This is a genomic window from Providencia sp. PROV205 (genome assembly GCF_028479505.1).
Taxonomy (GTDB): Bacteria; Pseudomonadota; Gammaproteobacteria; order Enterobacterales; family Enterobacteriaceae; genus Providencia; species Providencia huaxiensis.
Genome location: NZ_JAMPNU010000007.1, coordinates 21356 through 44649, shown reverse-complemented (window position 1 = coordinate 44649; position 23294 = coordinate 21356). Strand labels below are relative to the sequence as shown.

The following is a 23294-nucleotide window of genomic DNA, read 5'->3' as shown; positions in this document are numbered from 1 at the left end:
TTAACCCTGCTCTTTATTTTTGCTCTCAACTGGGCTTTCTTTCTTCTCAGCAGCCTGTTGTTCCGTAATATTTTTAGGTGCGAAGTCAGCATCTTGCTTTTCTTGTTCTGCTTTTGCTTTTTCATCATCGCTCATCGCTTTTTTAAAGCCTTTGAGTGATTCACCTAAATCAGAACCTAAAGAACGTAATTTCTTGGTGCCGAAAATCAAAATAATAAGTAAAGCAATGATAATGAGTTGCCAAGGACTACCGAAAGCAGCCATTGCAAAAGTTGATTCCATTGTTAATACCTCTATATAGTTTTGGGATCAATGTTATGAGATCTATTATATACAACCAACACAAAATACGGAAATGTTCACAGCCTTATAAACTTGTCGCAAAACAAAGTTTACTTAATTTTCGTCTGTTTTACACCAACCGAACAGCCAAGACAAGGCGCCTGCGGCCATAAATACCACGGCTAGCTGCTTTAAGTCAGAAATAAAAAATAAGCTACCACATAAGACAAATGTCGCCCCGATCCCTAGGAGGAATTGCGACTTACGCTGTTTATTACGCTGATTTTTCAATTGTTGTGTTAATTGGTCAATATTCGACTGTAAGTATTTATGCTGCCTCAAAGCACCATATATCAAATCAGGAATCTCAGGCATTTTTTCTGCCCAATAAGGCGCCTTTTCTTTTAATGCTTGAGTGATTGCAGGTATCCCTACTTGGCTATGAACCCAGTCCTCAAGGAATGGTTTGGCTGTTTTCCATAGGTCAAGCTGAGGGTAGAGCTGCCGTCCTAGCCCTTCTACATACAGCAGTGTTTTTTGTAATAAGACTAACTGTGGCTGAACTTCCATGTTAAAACGGCGTGCTGTATTAAATAAATTTAATAATACTTGCCCAAATGAAATTTCAGCCAATGGTTTTTCAAAAATAGGTTCACATACTGTACGAATAGCAAACTCAAAGTCTTCCACATTTGTGTCTGAAGGAACCCAGCCCGAGTCAACGTGCAATTCTGCAACTTTGCGGTAATCACGATTAAAAAAAGCAATGAAGTTTTCTGCCAAATAGCGTTTATCTTCTTTGTTTAATGAACCGACTATTCCACAGTCTATCCCTATGTATTGAGGATCTTCTGGATGATCGTAACTAACAAAGATATTGCCTGGATGCATATCTGCATGGAAAAAGCTGTCACGGAAAACCTGTGTGAAGAAGACTTTAACACCACGTTCTGCCAGCAGTTTCATATTGGTTCCCTGCGCTTTAAGCGCAGCAATATCAGAAACTGGGATCCCGTAGATACGTTCCATGACCATCACGTTTTCACGACAATAATCTGGATAGACCTCTGGCACATACAGCATGGCGCTGTTTTCAAAATTACGACGAAGCTGAATGGCATTTGCTGATTCACGGAGTAAATTCAGCTCATCAATCAATGTTTTTTCGTATTCACGCACGACTTCCTTTGGCCTTAATCGCCGCCCATCTGGCAACAAAGGAACCCAATTTGCAATGCGGTACATTAATTTAATGTCAGCTTTAATAATTGGCAAAATATCAGGGCGGATCACCTTGATGACAACATCTTTGCCATTTTCTTTTAATGTTGCGGTATGAACCTGAGCGATGGACGCAGACGCTAAAGCTTGCTCATCAAAATCATCAAACCACTGTTCTAGTGGCCCTTCGAGAGACTCTTCAATATAGCTTCGTGCCAGTTTGCCATCAAAACTCGCGACTTTGTCTTGCAATAACGAAAGTTGATCTGCGATTGCTGGAGGGAAAAGATCTCGACGAGTCGATAGCATTTGGCCAAATTTGATCCAAACGGGCCCAAGTTCTTGTAGGGCGAGACGAAGCCTTTCACCCAATGCTTTGTCTTTATGCTTATTTCTGATCCAAAAGAAACCTAAGCGACCAATTCTTAATGGTAACGTTAGTTTAATTTTGGGGATTAACTCATCTAATCCGTAAGAGAGAAAAACCCGAATAATGAAGTAAAGTCGTTTTATTTCACCGGGTGTCATTCTTCTCCTCCAACTGGCTTAACCGTTGTTCAAGCGCACTCAATGAATTTTCTATTTGCTCAACTCCATCACTAAAATGAGCTAGCTCAAGTTGGCTAGGAGCCATTTTCCATTCTTCAACTATTGCGTCTTTGATATACGTTTTTTGCCGTTTTACTAAATGAGATGCAAGGCACGCGCCTTTATTCAGTAGCTTACTAAGACCCTCGGCTGCAACATCACCAATATAAGGTGATAAATAGTGAGCAGGATTCCAAATTGCTAAATCAAGCAAAGAAGACCAGTGCTGCACAATTTGCATATCCCCTTCAATCACGATATCACCGCGATTGATAAGTTGAGCTAATTGCTGTTTGTCTTTCAATTTAACAAGCGTAAAGATGGATGTTTTAATGGTACAGTCCGCAGGCTCAACCCACTGGCTTAACACATCAACATGGTTTTCAGCAAAAACAAGTGTTAACGTTTTATTCAGTTCTTTAAGTTCAATCGCCATCACTTTACCAGCCAAACGCATTCTAGCAGGCTGTAGAACTTTTTCTTTAAACAACATGTGGTTAAGAGAGGTTTCCATCAATGCTGTTATCAAAGAATACAAAACTGTATTTTGATTTTCGGTATGTGTTGATGGTGCTTCCATCTTAGAATTTAAACCCTTTGTGCAATGCGACAATTCCACCTGTCATATTGGTGTACGACACTTGTTCAAAACCTGCATTTTCCATCATACCTTTTAGTGTTTCTTGGTTTGGATGCATGCGGATTGACTCAGCTAAATAACGATAGCTATCGGGATCATTAACGATCGCCTGACCAATACGAGGGAGTATATGGAATGAATAGGCGTCATAAGCTTTATTCAAAGGTTCAATAATTGGTTTTGAGAACTCTAATACCAATAAACGCCCACCTGGTTTTAACACTCGGAACATAGAGCGTAGCGCTTTATCTTTGTCAGTGACATTACGCAGGCCAAAAGAGATAGTAATGCAGTCAAAATAGTTATCAGGGAATGGCAGCTCTTCCGCATTGGCTTGCACATAATTAACATTACCGACAATGCCAAGGTCACGTAATTTCTCACGCCCCATTTTTAGCATTGAGTCATTAATGTCTGCAAGTATGACTTCGCCTTTTTCACCTACTAAACGTGAAAATTTAGCAGTTAAGTCACCTGTTCCACCTGCAAGGTCAAGTACTCGCTGATTACGACGTACTCCGCTCGCTTCAATGGTAAAACGCTTCCAAATACGATGGATACCAAATGACATTAAATCATTCATTAAGTCATATTTTGATGCTACTGAGTGAAAAACATTCGCTACTAGGCCAGCTTTATCTTCTTTGCCGACAGTACGGAAACCGAAATCAATGGTTTCTTTAGTTGGTTCAGTCATTTCTCTTATGCCTGCTTATCATTCAAACTTTTGTAGGAAGTGTAACAGTCTTTGAGCCAAAACCCTATCAGAAGTCTAAGATTCCGCACAATTAGGCGTATCAGACCGCTCAACTAATTGAGGCGCTATAGGTTGCTTAATTTCGACTCCGAGCTCTTTAAAACTTTCCGCTTGGCTAATTAAATTTCCACGTCCTTGAGCAAGGCGCTTCATTGCCGATAGGTAAGTATTATTCGCTTTATCAAGACTGGCGCCTAAAACTTGCATATCATCAACAAACAAACGCAGCTTGTCATACATTTTCGCTGCTCTGTTTGCTATCTCTTGAGCATTTTGCCCTTGGCGTTCATACCGCCATATATTATTAATCGTTCTTACTGCGACTAACAATGTTGAAGGACAAACTAACATAATATTCTGTTTAATTCCTTCATCAAGTAACTCGGGAGCCTCTTTCAAAGCAAGTAAATAAGCAGGCTCAATAGGGATAAACATTAAAACGTAATCCAATGAGCGAATTCCCGGTAACTGGTGGTAATCTTTACGACTCAACATACGCATATGATTGCGGATAGAAGCCACATGGTTTTTCAATGCTTGTTGCTGTTCATGTGGGTCTTCGCTATTGAAGTAATGTTCATAAGAAACTAGCGACATTTTGGCATCAACGACCACATCTTTACCTTCAGGAAGATGGATAATCACATCCGGTTGATAACGGCTATTATAACTTGTATTGATGCTAACTTGAGTTTCAAATTCACTTCCTTCACGTAAACCTGAGACTTCGAGAATTCTGGTAAGAATGGTTTCGCCCCAGTTCCCTTGAATTTTGTTATCCCCTTTCAAAGCTCGTGTCAGGTTAACCGCTTCTTTGGTCATTTGATTATTGAGCTGCTGTAATTGCCGAATTTCATAGGCTAAAGTGTGGCGCTCTTTGGCTTCTTCACCAAAACTTTGCTGAACTTGCTGACGAAACCCCTCTAATTGCTCACGAAAAGGTGACAACATCGCCAATAGGCTTTTCTGTTGTTGCTCTGATGCACGGCGCTCATTTTGTTCAAAAATACGATTTGCTAAGTTTTCGAATTGTGCTGTCAGCCGTTGTTCACTATTTTGTAAAATTCGCTGTTTTTCTTCGTTTGCTAGCTGGTTTTGCTCAAAACGGGTGATGACCTCGCGAAGTTCTGCTTCTTGTTCTCGGTTGATGTCCCTTTGAGTACGCAGTTCTTGATCTAGCCTGTCATATTCTTCTTTCCATTGCGCAAGGTGAATATTTTTTTCGTCACTTGCTGCAAGTTGACGGTTGAGTTGCTGCAGTTCCTGATCTTTTTGCGCAATTTTTTGGGCAATAGAGAACCAAGTGGCTAAACCACCAACTAAAACGCCACTCAACGCCCCAATAACAGCATATAAAAGAGAGGTATCCACGGTTAAATCCTTACTTTACAAAGTCTAGTGTAAGGTAATGGGATACTGTATAAGTGTCCAGAGGTAATTTAGCTATCAAAGAAAATTTTGCGAAGCGCTTCGCAAGCTTAGCCAATCCAACTTGCGAACCACTTTAGGCCCAGTGCCCCTGGCGCTAAAATACCAAATGCCCAAATCATCGCAGAAGCGATATTGGCGAGTTGGAAATGCCGTTGTGGCATTGCGCAAATCCCAGCAACCAAGGGAACAATGGCTCGTAACGGCCCAAAGAAGCGCCCAAAGAAAATGCCCCAGATACCCCAGCGGTCAAAGAAACGCTGCCCTTTATCAATCATTTGCGGGTTACGAGAAATCGGCCACATATGACGTACATTTTCTTTGTAATGATAACCAATCCAATAAGAGAGCCAGTCCCCAAAGAAAGCACCGAGTGCGGCCGCTAACCATATTGGCCAGAAAGCAATATTACTTTCGCCAATCAAAGCACCAAGTGCGAGTAAAATCACCGTGGCGGGTAACAAAAGTGATAAAAATGCCAGAGATTCCCCAAACGCCAAAAAGAAAATAATAGGAAGCGCCCATACTTCATGTTCGCGTGTAAAGTCCGTCACAATGGTGACAATTTCATGGAGTGTCACGGTCAGTTCCTTTCATAAGGGGATAATCAGAATACTGTAGCGAAAAAGTGGTAAATCAAAGTTAAACAAAGCAAAAACACCTTTGGAAAAACCGAGTTGTGGATACAGAAAAATGGATCATCCACAACTCATCTTACAGTTAGTGAAACTTAGTCCAAAAACTGACTTTGCAGTGCTTCTCGTTGTTGCCTTCCTAAGCCAAAATCTTTTTCTAGCCATTGGTCAACATTGCCATAATGGCTTTCAATGCTGTTTAGGGCCGTTCTCAAGAAGTCTTCACGTACTGAATAGACATACTCAAATTTTTTCACAATGCTTTCGTCCATCGTTTTTGCATGCTCTTCGAGTAAATGCTTGCGGTATGGCGCAAGTGTTTCATTAGTCAGTAAGTAATCTTCCATTACTGTGTCTAAATCTGCCCCTAACGCAAATAATACGAGTGCAGACCCGACCCCAGTACGGTCTTTTCCTACCGCACAGTGTTGCACGATCCCGCCTTTTTCTGGCTGCTTGAGTAAATTGACCAATTGGTGATAAGCAGGGTTGTTCAGCGGTAATAATTCATATAAACGAAACATGAAGGCTTGTGGATCAAACTGTTCCAATATTTCTGGTGTGAGTTTATCTAAATTCGCGGTGACTTCTTTAGCTAACGGATTTGCTGGAGCATGAACATAATGCGCTCCTTGCCAAATAACATCAGGCTTATCTAAGATTTCAGCTTCATCACGATAATCAATGATTTGGAAAAGATTTTGTGAACGTAAAACCGCTTCGTCTTCCTGTGTTAATCGGTCTAACGCACCGGAACGGAACAGGACTCCAGGCTTGATTTTTCCACCATTAGCGAGTTTTTTACCACCGAGATCGCGGAAGTTAATACCGCCTTTTAAAGGCAAAACAGAAGGATGAAGATAAGGTGTTGTTGACATAATAATTCCTTTTCGCCCTACAGCTTTTATTCCAGTTAACAACAAAACAAATGTAACCTGAATAATTTAAGGGCACATAATATTGATAATTGTTTTTATGACAATAACAGATCTAGCGAATAAGAGGATCAGAATATTTCCTGTAAATTAATTAACAATTGTAATATTTATAAAGGAAATAAAGAGAAATAAGGGATATATAAGAGGACTAAGCCCGCTTACTTTTTGTCCACAACCGAGTGAAAGCCAAGTAAGCGAGCCAGTAAATCACGGACTACAGTAAGCGGCGTGCAGCTTCAACCACAATACTTAATACGTTACCTTCCGTTTTCTTCAGTAACGCTTCATTTGGAATTTCTTGTTGGGTACGATTTACGATAACCCCCGCAACCATACCAGCACGTAACCCTTTACTGCTAGAACACATAGTCAGCAATGTGGCTGATTCCATTTCATAGTTCATTACGCCCATGTCTTGCCACTCTTTCATCGAACCTCTGAAATGACGCATTACACGGCCGGTATAGGTATCATAACGCTCTTGACCGGGGTAGAAGGTATCTGATGACGCGGTGACACCGACATGAACGGTTGCGCCCGCATCTTTCGCTGCGGCATAAAGCGCATTGGTACAGTTAAAATCAGCAACAGCAGGGTATTCTAATGGTGCAAAGTGTTGGCTAGCGCCATCTAAACGTACAGCCCCCGTTGTGACTAACACATCACCGACATTAATATCTTCTTGAATTGCACCTGTTGTACCAATACGTAAGAAAGTACGGATACCAAGTTGTGCCAGTTCTTCTACGGCAATCGATGTTGATGGACCACCAATACCCGTTGAGCAAACAATGACGGCTTTTCCGTCAAGTTCACCACGCCAAGAGGTATATTCACGTAATGACGCAAGGTGTACAGGGTTATCCATCAGACGTGCAATTTTTTCAACACGGTTAGGATCCCCAGGAACAATCGCTACGGTCGCACCCTGTAAGTCACTTTTCTTTAAACCTAAGTGGAAAACGTCGGACATTTGAAACTCCTTTACACAATGGCATCATTAAATCAGTCGATACTGATTAATCGTTATTTGTAATATAACGAGAAAACGATAAATTTTTAGTGATGAACATCACCTTTAATGAAAACAATAAAAGTTTGATTTCATTATTTAGTGATTTACATCACATATGTTCATTGATTTTATTTCTCTTTAACACCCATTGCCATCAGTATAGATGAAAGTTTGACATAACGACAAAAGCGCCCCTGATTACTGGGCGCTTTGATTATTTGGCAGAACTAAAAATAGTAACGCTATACTAGAGAATTACATCAAGAACGAGGACACCAACTAGACCTATCGCCCACGCAATGGTGGTCGGAATAGACCAAACAATGATTTGTTGTTTAACGTCCTTAATTCCCATCATTCTGTTCACCACCCAATACAGGCTATCGTTGAAGTAACCGAAGAACAGAGACCCCATGGTTGCCGCTTGCGCCGCGACCAATAAGTTAATATCAGGTATTTGGCTAATGATTGGAGCAGAAATAGATGCTGCGGTAATCATTGCTACTGTACCCGAGCCTTGAATCAAACGAACCAAGGTCGCAATAATAAACGGAATCAATACAGGTGTAATTGGCAGATTTGCTACATGTTCAGCAAGAATATTTCCTGTGCCACTATCACGCAGTACCGCACCTAATGCACCACCAGCCCCCGTAACAAGCAGAATAATACCGGCTGCTTGTAAGCCTTCTTCCATACGGTCGATGACTTCTTCTTTTGTTGCTTTGGGCATTAATGTGTAAACAGAGATCAACACACTAATTGATAATGCGATAATTGGTGCGCCTAAAAATTCAAACGTTTGGAAGTACCAATTGCTTTCCATGCCTTGGAAAGATTCTGTTTTTAGAATTAACCCATTGATTGCATTTATGAAAATCAACAAAATAGGTGTGATAATTGGTAAAAGCGATAAGAATAGGCTGGGTAATGGTTTATTCGCTTTTTCTTCCATATAACGAGCGTGAACTTCTTTCAGGTCTTCGCTGCCCGTTTCATCTGGCATAAATTCAGGGTACTTAGTCCCTAACCATTTTGCATACAAAACAATACCGATAACACAAGGAATAGCGAGGCTCATACCCGCGAGGATCATCGCGCCAACATCGACACCAAAAATCCCTGCAACGCCTAAAGGCCCCGGAGTCGGTGGAACAGTATGGTGTGTCACCACCAACCCACCAGCGAGTGCAACGCCTAGAGTCAGTATGCTACGTTTACCATTTTTGGCTAATGCTTTTGCCAATGGATATAAAATCACAAAAGCAGAGTCAACGAAGATAGGAATACTGACAATATAACCGGTAATTGCTAACGCCCATTCTTCGCGTTTTTTACCTAGCCATTTGATAAAGCTATAAGCTATCTGTTCAGCAGCACCTGAAACTTCCAGCACCCTTCCCATCATTACCCCGAGTCCAATAACAATACCGATGCTACCGAGTGTTGACCCAAAGCCTTTTGTGATGACTGTCACCGTCTCTGCCGCGGTCAAACCACCGGATATACCCGCGATTGCCGCAGCAATTAGCATTGCTAATAACGCATGAACACGCGTTCGTAATACTAAAAAGATCAGGACAAATATGGCCACTGCGAGGCCAATAATAGGAATATAGGACATAGGCTATCTCCTACTTAGACGAACCGTGGTTGGTGATAAACGAACGGATCGCATCACCAAACGAGCCATCGGCACGGAAACCGAGATCCAATGCACGGCTGATATCAAATTTGCCCGGCCAGCTCGCCACAATACGGTTAATGGCTTCGTCAGGTTCAAAGCGAATCAGATCTACCGCTTCTTGGCCTGCAACATCACGTAACGCATCAATCATGCCTTGGACGGTAACGGTGATACCTGGCAGGTTCACAGTGCGTGATTTACCAAATTTCTCAGCAGGGATACTCACTGCATGAATAAAGTTGTTAATCACAGTTTCAGGGCTAGATAACCATAGCGCGAGGTCAGGGGAGACAGGACAAACACTTTCAATCCCATTTAATGGCTCACGAATAATGCCACTTGCGAATGAAGAGGCCGCTTTATTTGGCACACCCGGACGAATACTAATGGTTGGCAAACGCATCACACGGCCATCAACAAAGCCTTTACGTGAATAGTCATTGACCATCAATTCACACATGGCTTTTTGAGCGCCATAGGACGACTGTGGGTTAACGACGCACAAGTCTGTGATGACATCAGGTAGCTCACCACCAAACACAGCGAGGGAGCTGGTGAACATAAATTTGATTGCAGGGTTCTTGGCACGAGCGACTTCCAATAATTGGCGAGTGGCTTCAAAGTTAACCTTCATTCCCAAATCAAAATCACTTTCAGCGTGGCTACTTACGATAGCTGCAAGGTGGAAAACCACATCGGTTTGTGCATCAATCAGTTTATCAGCTGCCCCTGCTTGCGTTAAATCTAACGCAACACAACTGACTCTGGCATCTTCAACCGGTGATGTAGGGCATTGAATATCGGCTAAAACAAGGTGGTCAAATTTTAAACCCTGGCTATTTTTAAGCAAAGCAGCGGCTAGCTGCTGGCCCAGAAAGCCTGCGCCACCAGTAATAATAACTTTCATTGTAATTCTCCTTGCTATAGCCTTTTAACTGGCTATGCAGTTTTAGGTAAGATTATTTATGTTTTATGTCTTGATTAAATGAAGTTTTATGTTTTGTTCTGTTATCCGCTGCACCACATCAGTTGGCAATTGGTCATCACAAATGATGTCGTGCAATTGATTCAATGGGCAAACACGAAACATGCCATATTTGCCGAACTTACTACTGTCTGAAACCAGCACACAACGGCGAGAAACATCCAATAGCGTTTGTTTTATCTGAACTTTTTCCTCATGTGGAGTAGAAACCCCATGCTGCAAATCCCATGAACTGGTGCTGATAAAAGCAATATCAACATTGAGCGTTTTCAGCATCATCGCAGCCGTATTTCCGACACTAGAATGGTTACGTTTATCCACTAATCCCCCGGTGTGGTATAGGTTTAGCTGCGATTTATTCATTAAGTACTGCATAATAGAAAAATCATTGGTGACAATCGTTAAATTAAAACGCTCGCCAAGTACGCGTGCTATCTCAAAGGTGGTTGTTCCCGCATCGAGATAGACCACTTGCCCATCTTCAACTAATGAGCTGGCAAACTGGCCAATTTCACGCTTATGGCGATGATGCAACCGTGCCTTTTCACTCCAAGGTAGCTCTTGGCGCAATACATCATTTAACTTAACGCCACCACTGATACTGAGCACCTTCCCTTCTTCTTCTAACATCCGAATATCACGTCGCACTGTCATATGAGAGACATTCATTAACTCAACCAAGTCACTGATCGATACGGTTTGATGTTCATGCACGTAACGGTAAATAAAATCACGACGCTCAGAAGGGAGCATAGGTTCTCCTAATTATGAATTTGCTTGTTTAAGCCAGCCTAATCCATCTTCGGTACGGCCTGCTGGATGATATTCACATCCTAACCAGCCTTCATACCCCATTTCATCTAATTGCTTAAAAATCCATGGGTAATTGACTTCACCGCTATCCGGTTCATGACGATAAGGGACTGACGCTATCTGAATGTGACTAAATTTACCCCATAAACGCTCAATTGTTTTCAATAAATCACCTTCCATAATTTGGCAGTGATATAAATCCAACTGGATAAAGACATTTTCACGATTAATTTCAGGCAGTAATGCTTCAGCTTGTTTTTGCGTGGTCAAAAAGTATCCGGGCATATCACGGGTATTGATGGGTTCGATAAGCACACGAATACCGTGCTCAGCCATCACATCGGCCGCATATTGAATGTTTTTGATATAACACGCAGTTTGCTGTTCAAGTGTATAGTTATCATTCACTTTTCCTGCCATCGCATGAACTTGTTTACAACCTAACGCTTTCGCATATTTCAATGCGGTCTGTACGCCTTCGGCAAATTCGTTCTCACGACCTGGGATCGACGCCATTCCGCGCTCACCTTGTGCCCAATTTCCTGCTGGCATATTAAACAGAGCCTGAGTTAAATGGTGTTTACTCAGCTCACCAGCAATGACATCGGCATCTTCTTCATAAGGAAAAAGATATTCAACACCTTTGAACCCTGCATTTGCAGCTCGCTCAAAGCGCTGTATAAAAGGCACTTCGGTAAACATCATGCTTAGATTTGCAGCAAATTTAGCCATTTTCGCCTCTCTACTTTTGTGGATAACGACTTTCGAGCTGTTCAACTTGCTCTTGCGTTAATGTTGTAAAGCCATGTGGGCGTAATGTGATATATAAGCGAGCGGTATCTTCTAACTCTTCTGCATTGAAGAAAGCTTGTCTTAATGTTTTACCACCCACGACCGGGCCATGATTCGATAGCAATACCGCATTATGTGTCGGTGCTAATTTTGCAATTTCCTCACCAATTCGGTCATCCCCCGGTGGCAAGTATTCAATCAATGGCAGTTTCCCCACTCGCATCACATAATATGGTGTGATTGGAGGCAAACAATTTTTTGTATCTAACCCCGGCAAGCAAGACAACGCCGTTAACCAAGGTGAGTGAAGATGAACAACCGCTTGGCAATCAGGGCGTTGCAGATACATCGCCATATGCATAGAAACTTCTTTTGTCGGTTTATCTCCCCCAATCCAATTGCCTTGTGCATCGAGCTTACTCAGTTTGTTAGGGTCTAAATCACCAAAACTGGAGTTTGTCGGTGTCACGATAATCGAACCATCAGGTAACCGAGCACTAATATTTCCTGCGCCACCGCTACTGTAGCCGCGGTTAAACATTGATTTAGCCCAATCGACTAACTCTTGGCGCAGCGCCTTTTCATCACTCATTAAACATCTCCTGTGCAAACTGGAAGAAATTTTCTTGGCCGAAATTACCTGATTTCAGCGCCAACCAGTTACCGCTTGCTAAGTCCTGTACCCATGGCACACCAGGGGCGATTGGTGAACCAATACTTAATTGTTCTGTCCCAAGGCTTTGAACCACTTTTCCAGAGGTTTCGCCGCCAGCAATAATAAAGGTGTCATACCCTTGCGCTTTCAACAGCACGACAACTTCACCAAATACCTTCTCGACCGCGGAACTTGATTCCGCTGCGCCATATTTTTCTTGTGTCTGTTTCAATAATTCAGGTGATTGAGTGGCATAAAGTATTGGTGCTAAACCAGTTAGTTGCTGTGCTTGCACCCAATCTGCCAATGTTTTGGCATACTCAGGGTTATTTAAACACTCACCCACATCCAACATTTTTGCAGGGGCAACTTGCTGATAAGCCAGCACTTGTTTGTTAGTCATTACCGAGCAACTGCCTGATAAAACAACTGTTTTCCTGTTTTTACCTGTCGGTTTTTCACCTCGTTGCGTTGTGCCGCCCCATGGACATTGGCTATCCACATTGGCCAGTCCAGCACCGAGGCCGGAACCCCCAGTTAACAATGGCATCGCTTTAACCGCTTGTGCGATAGGAAGCAAATCATCCATCGTCAAGCCATCAACGACCGCGTAACTCACACCTTGTTGAGCTAATTCGGCAAGTTTTTGGCTAACAACGTCACTGCCTTTTTGAATATCATCAAGTCTGACTAAACCTGCTTTGCCTTTTGATTGCTTTTCCATCACACGCAATAAATTTGCGTCGGTCATTGGGGTTACAGGGTGATGCTGCATGCCACTTTCATTAAGTAGCTGGCCATTCACAAACAAATGACCATGAATAACTGTTCTGCCGTTAATCGGTAACGCAGGGCAAACTAATGCTAAGCCTGTTCCCAGTTGCGCCATCAATGCATCTGTAACGGGACCAATATTGCCTTTTTCAGTTGAGTCAAACGTCGAGCAATATTTAAAGAAAATTTGCTGACAATTCGCTTTTTGTTTCAGCCAATTGCACGCATTGGTCGATGCACTGACAGCTTCATCGACAGGACAAGAGCGGCTTTTTAAACTAATGACTATGGCATCAACATCTTGTGGTACCGGTGTGTTTTCATCGGGTTCATTCAATAACTGGACGACCTTCCAACCGTTTTGCACCATAAAGCCTGCGATATCAGTCGCACCGGTAAAATCATCCGCTATTACGCCTAACTTCACTGTCATGCTTTTTTCTCCGGTAAAGTAATACCTTTAAATGTTTTGATCACCGCGCTGTCATCCTGCAAACCAAAACCTTCATTGCTCGCTGAAATAAACATTTGATGGGCGGTTGAAGCTAGTGGGAGCGGGAAATTTAATGCTTTCCCTGTTTCCATCACTAGCCCTAAATCTTTGACAAAAATATCGACTGACGATTTTGGGGTGTAATCACCATCTAGAACATGTTGCATGCGGTTTTCAAACATCCATGAATTTCCAGCTGCATGGGTAACAATGTCATACATCACATCAAGGTTAATACCCGCTTTGGCGGCTAAAGCCATACTTTCTGCAGCAACAGCAATATGCACCCCAGCTAATAACTGGTGAATCGTTTTGACGGTTGAGCCTAAGCCAACGTCATCCCCTACACGATATAAGCGCTCAGAAATAGCGTCAAATACGGGTGAAAGCCGCTCAAATAAAGCAGGCTCACCTGAAGCCATTATGGTCAACTTCCCTTCAGCGGCTTTAATTGAACCGCCTGAAATAGGCGCATCTACAAGCGGTAATTGATATGAGGCAAGGCGCTGAGCGATATTTTTTGTTTGCTCAGCGGAGAGTGTGCTATGCAGTACAATAACTGTACCGGGGCGTAATTGCTCAACAATAGGCTGTTCACCCGAAAATAAAATCGCTTCAACTTGACGACCATTGACGACCACTAACAATAAAGCGTCAATCTCATGGGCGAATTCCGCTGCATTTTGCCCCACTGCAACAGCTCCACCACGAAGTAGGCTTTCGCAAGCACCTTGGTTTAAATCAAATCCATAGGTAGGAATGTTATTTTTTATAAGAGATTGTGCGATCCCCATCCCCATAGAACCTAGGCCAATCACGCCAACTTTATTAACGAAATTTCCCATAATGACCCCTGATGTTGTTAATCTTCGTGACTGTTGTGAATTTTCACACAATAAAATTCACAAACACATGACTAACATCACATTTAAGATAATATAAAAAACCAACAAATAAAACGTAATCAATTGAATCAAAACAAATTAAATGAACAAAACCCTCAGCGCCCCCTTCACAAGATAATGTGATAAAAAATGTGATGCCCATTGCGTTTACTCACATTTAATTCACAAATGAAAAACCGTTATTTTTCTACTGCACTATATTCAATGCATCATTTCTATTGACCTAAAACTCAAATTGCTGAAAATAGCCGACTACAATTTTTTGAATAATGCTCCATACTATGGATGAGAGCATAAATTGGCTGATTGCCTAGGAGATAACATGGGGTTATTTGAGCAAATGATGGGTATGGTTGCAGGCGACAAAATGCAACAATTTCAATCAGTAATAAACTGGGTTGAGGAGCAAGGTGGCCTTCAAGGTGTTATCGAAAAATTTAACGAACAAGGCTTAGGTGGTGTTATTGCATCGTGGATCAGTGAAGGTAATAATTTACCTATCGATGCTAGCCAATTAATGCAAGTTTTTGGAAATGCCAATATCCAAGAGTTAGCTCAACAGGTTGGCTTAGAGCCTCAAGCAACCTCAGAAATGATTGCTAAATATCTTCCTCAATTAGTTGATAGTGCCACACCAAATGGCGAAGTTCCTGAAAGCCTCGATCTTGCTTCTATCGGTATGAACTTACTGAAATCTAAATTATTTGGTTAATATTTTCTAAAAGGCAGGTTTCCCCTGCCTTTTAGACACACTAGCTGATCACCATTTTACTGCTCATTTCTAAGCTGTTTCGCTGCCTCAACCATGTTAGCTAATGCTTGGCGAGTTTCTGGCCAGCCGCGAGTTTTTAAGCCACAATCTGGGTTAACCCATAAACGTTCCACCGGGACACGCTTCGCCGCCTTTCTTAATAATGCAACAATCCATTCCACATTAGGTACATTTGGTGAGTGAATATCATAGACACCGGGACCAATTTCATTTGGATAATCAAAATCTTCGAATGCGTCTAACAGATCCATATCTGAACGTGATGTTTCAATCGTGATCACGTCGGCATCCAGAGCCGCAATAGAATCCATGATGTCATTAAACTCGCAATAGCACATATGAGTGTGAATTTGCGTGTCATCATCAGCAATCGCAGCACTAAGCTTGAAGGCGTCAACTGCCCATTTTAGGTAAGCCGCCCACTCATCTCTGCGCAATGGTAACCCTTCACGCAGTGCAGGCTCATCGATTTGAATAATACCGATCCCCGCTTTTTGTAAGTCATCGACTTCATCACGTAACGCTAGCGCAATCTGTTTAGCAATCGTTTCACGGCTAACATCTTCACGTGGGAATGACCAACACAAAATAGTGACAGGGCCAGTTAACATCCCTTTGACCGGTTTCTCCGTTAAGGACTGAGCGTATTTTGCCCACTCCACGGTTATCGCTTCTGGGCGACTAATATCACCAATAATCACTGGGGGCTTAACGCAACGTGAGCCATAGCTTTGAACCCAACCATTTTGGGTAAATACATAACCATCAAAGTGCTCACCAAAGTATTCCACCATGTCATTACGTTCAGCTTCGCCATGCACAAGAACGTCGATATCTAAAATTTCTTGTTCTTTAATAGCTTGCTTAATATGTTCACTAATATTGGTGCGATAGTAGGTTTTATCCACATTTCCTTTTTTGAAATCTAAACGTAGCGTTCTAATTTCACTGGTTTGTGGGAAAGAACCAATCGTGGTGGTCGGCCATAATGGTAAGTTAAAGCGTTGACGTTGGCGCGCTGCTCGCTGTGGATATGGGCTATAACGCTCAGTATCCCCTTCACTGATTGCAGCCAGACGCTGAGCCACTGATGCATTATTCACTCGAGTTGATGTTTTACGCGCTCGAATAGGTGCACTGTATGTCTCTAATTCAGCAATGTGACTGTCTGTTGGCTGATTTAACGCTTTAGTTAACAGAGCAAGTTCTTCGCATTTTTGGATAGCAAAAGCGAACCAGCTTTTTACTTCGGTATCTAAACGCGTCTCATCATTTAAGTCGATTGGGCTATGCAGTAATGAACATGACGTTCCTACCCATATATCACGCTGACCTAAGAGCGGTTTCACCTGTAAAAATTTTTCACCTAAGTCCGCCTTCCATACATTACGGCCATTAATAATTCCTAGTGATAATACCCAGTCTGCTGGCAGTATTTGGTGTAATTTTTCAATATCATCAGCGCCTGCAACCACATCAACATGTAGACCTTGCACAGGGAGTTGCTTAATCAAGTCTACATGGTGACTAATGCCATCGAAATAGGTGGTTAACAGTAATTTTATTTGGCCTGACAGCGCTTGGTAAGCCTGCTGATAAGCTTGCTGCCATTGCTCTGGTAAATCTAACACTAATGCAGGCTCATCAATTTGTACCCACTCAAGGCCTTTTTCTGCTAAGCGAGACAAGATCTCCTGATATACAGGTAATAATTCATTCAATAATGATAAGCGGTCGAATGGTTCACCTTTCACTTTACCTAACCAGAGGTAGGTTATAGGGCCAATGATAACGGGTTTTACCTTGTGGCCTAATGCTAATGCCTCATCGACTTCATCAAACAGTTGTGTCCAAGACAGGGAAAATTGTTGCCCTTTTTGAAATTCAGGCACGATGTAGTGGTAGTTCGTATTAAACCACTTCGTCATCTCACCTGCGGGAGCGGGTTTGCCCGTTGGTGCGCGACCGCGAGCAACACGAAATAAGGTATCTAAATCAATCGAACCATCTTCATTTTGATGGCGTGGCGGTACATTGCCCAATAGCAAACTGGTTGTCAGCACTTGGTCATACCAAGCGAAATCACCAATGGGTAATAGCTCAACACCTGCACTTTTTTGTTGTTGCCAATGGCGCGCACGTAACTGATAACCGGTTTCTAATAGCGCGGCTTGGTCAATCTTGCCTGCCCAATAATCTTCTTGTGCACGTTTTAGCTCTCTTTTTAGACCGACACGTGGAAAACCAAGTGTATGATTTATAACAGACATATTGACCCCTTAAAATATTTAGCCGTCTAGATGTTTACACATCCATAATCAACAGGTACTGTATAAAGCACAAGCGCAAATTTTTCATTGTCACCGTGAAGGTTTCTCATGATCGAACTAAAACATTTAAAAACATTGCAAGCGCTCAGCCAATACGGTTCATTAGCGGCAACAGCAACACACTTGCACCAGACACAGTCTGCTTTATCACACCAATTTAGTGATTTAGAGCATCGGCTAGGTTTCCGGTTATTTATTCGTAAAAGCCAACCTTTGCGCTTTACGCCACAAGGGGAAGTCTTATTACAGTTGGCACAACAAGTCTTGCCATTAGTGAAAGATGCTATTCGAGTATGTAATGAGCCTGGGGTTTGTGCGTTACGCATCGCGATTGAATGCCATAGCTGTATTCAGTGGTTGACCCCTGCACTACAGCAATTCAGACAAACTTGGCCACAAGTTAGTGTGGATTTTAAATCTGGGGTGGCCTTCGACCCACAACCTGAATTGCTCTCAAGGGAATTGGATATTGTGATGACTTCTGACATCTTGCCAGATCAAGGGATCCACTATACGCCAATGTTTGATTATGAAGTGAAGTTGATTGTGGCGAACGACCACCCTCTAGCCAAGAAACCACATATTGACCCCCATGACTTGGCAGATGAAACGTTGCTTATCTACCCAGTACAACGGGATCGCTTCGATGTGTGGCGCCATTTTCTGCAACCTGCGGGTGTGTCACCTAACGTAAAAAATGTCGATAACACATTAATTTTAATCCAAATGGTCGCTGCTAAAATGGGTATCGCTGCACTTCCTCACTGGGCGGTTGATTCATTTGAAAAACAAGGGCTAATAAAAACCAAAACCTTGGGTAGCGGTTTGTGGAGCCGGCTGTATGCGGCCTGCCGTGAAGGAGAACAGCGCCAGCCAGCTATTGAAGCATTTACTGAGGCGACGACGGATCACGCTGTGGAGTACTTGTCTTATGTGAAGGCCGCGAAAGGATCCAACGCTTATGCACCCAAAGAGAAGCAACTATTAGGCTCGATCCTATGGTAAAACTCAGCCAATCCGGGTGTTGTTGCCAGATAGCAAAATTCACTAATAACCCCGCTGGGACCATCATGTTATTCATAATAGCAAGGGTTCCGGCATCCACTTTGGTTGCGCCATAGTTCCACATAAAGTAGCCAATGCCTGAAGCTGCAATACCCAGCCACAATAAGACGCCCCACTGGAGAGTCGTTGTCGGCATCATCGATTTATTACCAAATAGCAGCCATCCAAGCAATGCAACTAGCGTTGCACCAAGGTAAAACCATGAGAAAGCCTGATGTTGAGGGATCGGATGTATCTCCATCAGACGTTTATACCCCACCTGTCCAATCGCAAAAAAGATATTAGCCAACTGCACAAAAAATAAACCTAACCAAAAAGATTCACTCAAGTGGTCATAACGAATAATTGCCGCACCAATCACCGCTAATAATGAGCTAAACAGGTAGCCTTTACGCAGCTTCTGCCGTTCTAATAAGTCATAAATTAACGTGACGTATAGCGGTGTTAACACTGTAAAAAGCAAAAATTCAGCAACAGTAAGGTATTGATAAGCATGGAATACAAACAGGTACATGATGCCAAGTTGGCAAGCGCCCACTAGCATATAGAGCGAAATCACTTTAGCGCTAAACTGGCGCCAACGTAGGAAAGGTAAAAAAACCAGCGAAGCCAGTGCAACCCGCACTAATACTGAGAACCAACTATCTACTTGGCCCGCAAGGTATTCGCCGATAAGACTAAACGACGCTGCCCAAAGCAGCGTCGTGATAACAAGTAACCACATAATGCTGTATTTCGCCCCAAACTTAAGAATGTTGGCTAGAATACTCGCTTTTTGGTTTTAATGCTCTTTTTCGATCAAGACGGCTTCTAATAAGTCCAGATCGACCAACAGCGTTTGTAGCGTCTCATTACTGATTTTCTTGGTGGCGCGCAAGTGATAAAGCTCACCACGCTCTGCACGTAAAGCCGTTAAACGAAAACGTCGTTCAAGGTCTTCTATCAGCAAATTATGGTCAATTTCATCTTGCCCTGCCGTACGTCGTCTTAAATAACCCGTCACACGGGAAGCAACTTCACTGATATCTTCTGAGTCGAGTTTTTCATCAACGTCAGCAGATAAACGTTCCTGCATCTTATTTAAGCTGACAATCGCCACTTCAGCCATTGCGGCTTTTGCCATGCGGATTTCATTGGCATCGGCTTCTTTGTCGCCCACTTTAAAATTACGCAGCAGAAGCGGTAAAGCGACCACACCTGCAAAAATGGAAAATAAGATAACCCCCGCGGCAATAAATACTAACTGGTAACGTGCAGGGAATGGCGAGCCATCCGTTAAAAATAACGGGATAGAGAGCACACCCGCTAAGGTGATCGCCCCGCGTACCCCTGCAAAAGAGGCAAGCCAAAGCTCACGCACGGTATAGTTCGCAAACTGCAGTGGCCTTTTCTTTAAGAACAAACGGCTAAACCTTTTCATCAGCCATAGCCAACAAAAACGCAATAGCAGTAAAGCAAAATAGATAATTGCCACCGCGGCAAATAGCATCCACGTTTCTACGCTTGGGTCGAGATCCGCTTGGATAACGGACGTTTCCCAAATACCGGGCAATTGAAGCCCTAACATGATGAAAACCAACCCGTTAAAGACAAATTCAAGCATCGACCAAACGCTATCAGCACGTAGCCTCATCGCTAATGGAGCGTTACGGATAACCCCCGATTTTGTAATGGTCATACCCGCCGCAACGGCAGCTAAAATACCTGAAAAACCAATATGTTCCGCAATCATGTATGATGCAAATGGCAGCAATAGCATAAATACTATTTGGGTTGCAGGGTCATCACCGCTCCAGCGGCTCATTAGACGTAATGATTTACTGTATAGCCAAGTCACGATGATACCTGCGAGTAGCCCGCCAACCGCAACTTTGAAAAATTCAATGGTAACGCCAGAGGCGCTAAACACCATGGTTCCCATGGCAATTGCTACCGCAAATTTTAATGCAACCAGACCAGAGGCATCATTCATCAATGCCTCTCCTTCTAGCACACTCATCATCCGTTTAGGAATACGCCCTTTTCCAACAATGGAAGATAATGCAACGGCATCGGTGGGCGATAATACAGCCGCTAGAGCAAACGCAGCAATCAATGGAATACCGGGCATCAACCAGTAAATTAAATAACCTATCCCAATAACCGTAACCAATACGAGAACCAACACTAAAATAAAAATTTCTCGACCGTTTTGAAAGAACTCACGGGTTGGCGTTTTCCATCCATCAACAAACAGCAAAGGTGGGATTAACAGAACCATAAAAAGTTCTGGGTCAAAGGTGACATGTAGGCCAAATTGTGGCCAAGCCAATAGCGCACCAATAGCGATTTGAATGAGAGGAAGAGGAATACGAATAGGAAGAATTTTAGCGGCCACCCCTGAAACAGAGACAGCTAAAATCAAAATAAGAATAGTAAAGAAAATTTCCATGTTGCCCTTACTGAATTAACCTAGCGACTAGAACCAAGAATTGCCTGCCGCCGCATAGTAAGAGATAGCACCGTCCAGACCATGATAATTGAGACCAAGCCAGCCACCAGTGGAAGTCATACACAGCCACTTGATTAACTGCCTTCTCTCTATTTTATCCCTAGCCATCCATTTTCGGGGAAAAAATTAAGACTTTACGATTAATTAATACAATAAGTTAAAAAGGTGGCAACATTGGCCACCTTCTTGAAGCAATTCACTTTAGATTGCTAATCCTGAAGCGTAAAATGCCACTAAAAGTACCGCAATAATGACAGTACCAATATTCAATTTGCGCCATTCACCTGCACAAATACGGCCGATAACCAAAGCGGCAAAGCCCAACATGATACCTGTGACAATATTACAAGTCAGAACAATGAACACCGCACATAATAAGCCAGACATTGAGTCCACAAAATCATCAAAATCAAGCTTAGAAACATTACTGAGCATTAAAAGCCCAACATACATCAATGCAGGAGCCGTTGCATAGGCAGGCACCAAATAAGAGAGTGGCGATAAAAAGAGAATCAATAAGAATAGTACGCCAACCACCACTGCGGTTAAACCGGTACGACCACCCGCAGCGGTACCTGCCGCAGATTCAATATATACCGCCGCAGGAGATGCACCAATCGCCCCCGCAAAAATACTGCTCACGGAGTCTGCTGTTAATGCTTTACCACCATCAATAATTTGGCCGTCTTTATCCAATAAATTCGCTTGTCCCGCCACTGCGCGGATAGTACCTGTCGCATCAAAAACTGCCGTCATCACTAATGCAAGCAAGCTTGGCAATACCATTGGCTGTAATGCACCCATGATATCCATATTAAAAACCAATGAGAGCCCGTCATCACCCAATGAAGGCAACTTGAAGAAGCCCTGATATTTCACAGCAGGATCAAAAATTAAACCAATAATTGAAATCGCAATAATAACAAGGAGCACACCACCCGGAACGCGACGTTTTTCTAAACCAAAAATGACCGCTAACCCAATGAGTGACATCAAGACAGGGAAAGACGTAAATTCACCCAGAGCAACAGGCAGGCCTGCATTTGGGTTTTTGATCACTAAACCCACCCCATTAGCAGCGATTAACAGTAAAAATAAACCGATACCAATACCTGTACCATGTGCAATACCCATTGGCATATTGCGTAAAATCCAACTACGAATACCTGTAACAGAAATGATGGTGAACAAACACCCCATTAAAAATACAGCGCCTAGTGCCACAGGAATACTAATTTGCTGCCCTAACACCAGACTGAATGCAGTAAATGCAGTGAGTGAAATCGCACAACCAATCGCCATCGGTAAATTGGCCCATAACCCCATTAATAAAGAGCCAAAGCCAGCCACTAAGCAGGTTGCAATAAATACCGCAGTTGGAGGGAACCCTGCTTGCCCTAACATGCCAGGTACAACGATGACAGAATAAACCATCGCTAAGAATGTGGTTAACCCTGCAATGATTTCACGGCGAACTGAAGAGCCGCGCGCTGTTATCTTGAAAAATGAATCCAATTTGCAACTGGATGAAGCCTGTTGGCCTGACATGGTATACCTCTGCTGTTAATGGAAAACGAAAGCACTCAAGTACTGCTAACAACTAATCTATATATCGACGTAAACGATTACGTTTTTCAGAAAAAACAAACTAACTGGGAAAAAATCCCAATAAAAACAGCTACGCAATCGTTTGGCTTTAAAACTAGAATAAAACATGTTGTGAGGGGAGCAATTATCATTCTAAACAGGGGGAATGATCAAGTATTTTTAGCATTTCTTACCCACTAACTGTTTTTTAACATCTAAATACCCAGGTTCTTATGTAATGAACATTATTTTCAAATAACAATTCTTTTTAGTTACATTTACCTTACGTAAAAATAGCTAAATACCTTTCATATAGTGTCTGTTTAAAAAGTACGGTTATTTTTTTGATACAATCCTAGAATATTTTCTTACAAAACGAATAGCTGAAAATTTATTTATTGGTGGTAATATGCGTTATTTAAAAACGTACCTAAAAATACG

At 42.5% G+C, this 23294-nt stretch carries 21 protein-coding genes; 2 read left to right on the top strand and 19 right to left on the bottom strand.

Annotation, left to right across the window (positions count from 1 at the left end; all coding sequences use genetic code 11):
- The 15 genes from tatA to ltnD all read right to left on the bottom strand — a co-directional run bounded on the left by tatA (nucleotide 1) and on the right by ltnD (nucleotide 14548).
- Nucleotides 1-282: a twin-arginine translocase TatA/TatE family subunit gene (tatA, locus tag PR800_RS06945; protein ID WP_102139080.1), complete on the bottom strand. Its 282-nt coding sequence runs from the start codon at nucleotides 280-282 to the stop codon at nucleotides 1-3.
- A gap of 114 nt (nucleotides 283-396) precedes the next feature.
- A complete protein-coding gene (gene ubiB / locus PR800_RS06940; protein WP_102139081.1) occupies nucleotides 397-2031 on the bottom strand; it encodes a ubiquinone biosynthesis regulatory protein kinase UbiB in 1635 nt (544 codons plus the stop codon).
- On the bottom strand, nucleotides 2018-2671 hold the full coding sequence (locus tag PR800_RS06935) for a ubiquinone biosynthesis accessory factor UbiJ (protein WP_102139082.1): 654 nt from the start codon (nucleotides 2669-2671) through the stop codon (nucleotides 2018-2020). The genes ubiB and PR800_RS06935 overlap by 14 nt, the downstream gene beginning before the upstream one ends.
- Nucleotide 2672: 1 nt before the next feature.
- On the bottom strand, nucleotides 2673-3428 hold the full coding sequence (ubiE, locus tag PR800_RS06930; RefSeq protein ID WP_102139083.1) for a bifunctional demethylmenaquinone methyltransferase/2-methoxy-6-polyprenyl-1,4-benzoquinol methylase UbiE: 756 nt from the start codon (nucleotides 3426-3428) through the stop codon (nucleotides 2673-2675).
- Between the two features lie 75 nt (nucleotides 3429-3503).
- Nucleotides 3504-4859: a DNA recombination protein RmuC gene (gene rmuC / locus PR800_RS06925; RefSeq protein WP_102139084.1), complete on the bottom strand. Its 1356-nt coding sequence runs from the start codon at nucleotides 4857-4859 to the stop codon at nucleotides 3504-3506.
- Between the two features lie 107 nt (nucleotides 4860-4966).
- Nucleotides 4967-5497 (bottom strand): DedA family protein, encoded by a 531-nt coding sequence (locus PR800_RS06920; protein WP_102139085.1) that lies wholly within the window; start codon nucleotides 5495-5497, stop codon nucleotides 4967-4969.
- A gap of 149 nt (nucleotides 5498-5646) precedes the next feature.
- Nucleotides 5647-6429, bottom strand: a complete 783-nt coding sequence (locus tag PR800_RS06915; RefSeq protein ID WP_096865127.1) for a tyrosine-protein phosphatase — start codon at nucleotides 6427-6429, stop codon at nucleotides 5647-5649.
- 274 nt (nucleotides 6430-6703) lie between these two features.
- Entirely contained in the window at nucleotides 6704-7462 is a 759-nt protein-coding gene (gene udp / locus PR800_RS06910) for a uridine phosphorylase (protein ID WP_042848832.1), read from the bottom strand.
- 289 nt (nucleotides 7463-7751) lie between these two features.
- Nucleotides 7752-9128, bottom strand: a complete 1377-nt coding sequence (locus PR800_RS06905) for a GntP family permease (protein WP_094961394.1) — start codon at nucleotides 9126-9128, stop codon at nucleotides 7752-7754.
- Between the two features lie 10 nt (nucleotides 9129-9138).
- Complete coding sequence (denD, locus tag PR800_RS06900; protein WP_272530458.1) at nucleotides 9139-10098, bottom strand: D-erythronate dehydrogenase; 960 nt, start codon at nucleotides 10096-10098, stop codon at nucleotides 9139-9141.
- 63 nt (nucleotides 10099-10161) lie between these two features.
- Entirely contained in the window at nucleotides 10162-10929 is a 768-nt protein-coding gene (locus tag PR800_RS06895) for a DeoR/GlpR family DNA-binding transcription regulator (protein ID WP_272530456.1), read from the bottom strand.
- 12 nt (nucleotides 10930-10941) lie between these two features.
- Complete coding sequence (gene otnI, locus PR800_RS06890) at nucleotides 10942-11721, bottom strand: 2-oxo-tetronate isomerase (protein ID WP_102139087.1); 780 nt, start codon at nucleotides 11719-11721, stop codon at nucleotides 10942-10944.
- A 10-nt stretch (nucleotides 11722-11731) separates the two neighbouring features.
- Nucleotides 11732-12373 carry a 3-oxo-tetronate 4-phosphate decarboxylase gene (gene otnC / locus PR800_RS06885; RefSeq protein ID WP_004260842.1) on the bottom strand — a complete coding sequence of 214 codons (642 nt, stop codon included), beginning with the start codon at nucleotides 12371-12373 and terminating at the stop codon, nucleotides 11732-11734.
- Complete coding sequence (gene otnK, locus PR800_RS06880) at nucleotides 12366-13643, bottom strand: 3-oxo-tetronate kinase (protein ID WP_272530454.1); 1278 nt, start codon at nucleotides 13641-13643, stop codon at nucleotides 12366-12368. The genes otnC and otnK overlap by 8 nt, the downstream gene beginning before the upstream one ends.
- Nucleotides 13640-14548, bottom strand: a complete 909-nt coding sequence (gene ltnD, locus PR800_RS06875) for an L-threonate dehydrogenase (RefSeq protein WP_272530452.1) — start codon at nucleotides 14546-14548, stop codon at nucleotides 13640-13642. Before ltnD ends, otnK begins: the two co-directional genes overlap by 4 nt.
- 382 nt (nucleotides 14549-14930) lie before the next feature.
- Here ltnD and PR800_RS06870 point away from each other — a divergent pair, with 382 nt between their 5' ends.
- Entirely contained in the window at nucleotides 14931-15320 is a 390-nt protein-coding gene (locus PR800_RS06870) for a YidB family protein (protein WP_102139090.1), read from the top strand.
- A gap of 56 nt (nucleotides 15321-15376) precedes the next feature.
- On the opposite strand, the gene metE is transcribed toward PR800_RS06870, so the two are convergent.
- On the bottom strand, nucleotides 15377-17650 hold the full coding sequence (metE, locus tag PR800_RS06865; RefSeq protein ID WP_272530451.1) for a 5-methyltetrahydropteroyltriglutamate--homocysteine S-methyltransferase: 2274 nt from the start codon (nucleotides 17648-17650) through the stop codon (nucleotides 15377-15379).
- Nucleotides 17651-17758: 108 nt separating this feature from the next.
- Here metE and metR point away from each other — a divergent pair, with 108 nt between their 5' ends.
- The gene (gene metR, locus PR800_RS06860; RefSeq protein ID WP_166267341.1) at nucleotides 17759-18715 is read left to right on the top strand and encodes an HTH-type transcriptional regulator MetR; all 957 of its coding nucleotides are present in this window, start codon (nucleotides 17759-17761) and stop codon (nucleotides 18713-18715) included.
- Here the strand turns inward: metR and PR800_RS06855 are convergent.
- The 3 genes from PR800_RS06855 to PR800_RS06845 form a co-directional block, all read right to left on the bottom strand.
- The gene (locus PR800_RS06855) at nucleotides 18600-19499 is read right to left on the bottom strand and encodes a carboxylate/amino acid/amine transporter (RefSeq protein WP_272530449.1); all 900 of its coding nucleotides are present in this window, start codon (nucleotides 19497-19499) and stop codon (nucleotides 18600-18602) included. The genes metR and PR800_RS06855 overlap by 116 nt on opposite strands.
- A 57-nt stretch (nucleotides 19500-19556) precedes the next feature.
- Entirely contained in the window at nucleotides 19557-21206 is a 1650-nt protein-coding gene (locus PR800_RS06850; protein ID WP_102139093.1) for a Na+/H+ antiporter, read from the bottom strand.
- Between the two features lie 261 nt (nucleotides 21207-21467).
- Nucleotides 21468-22814: an NCS2 family permease gene (locus tag PR800_RS06845; protein ID WP_102139094.1), complete on the bottom strand. Its 1347-nt coding sequence runs from the start codon at nucleotides 22812-22814 to the stop codon at nucleotides 21468-21470.
- Nucleotides 22815-23294: the final 480 nt, after the last annotated feature.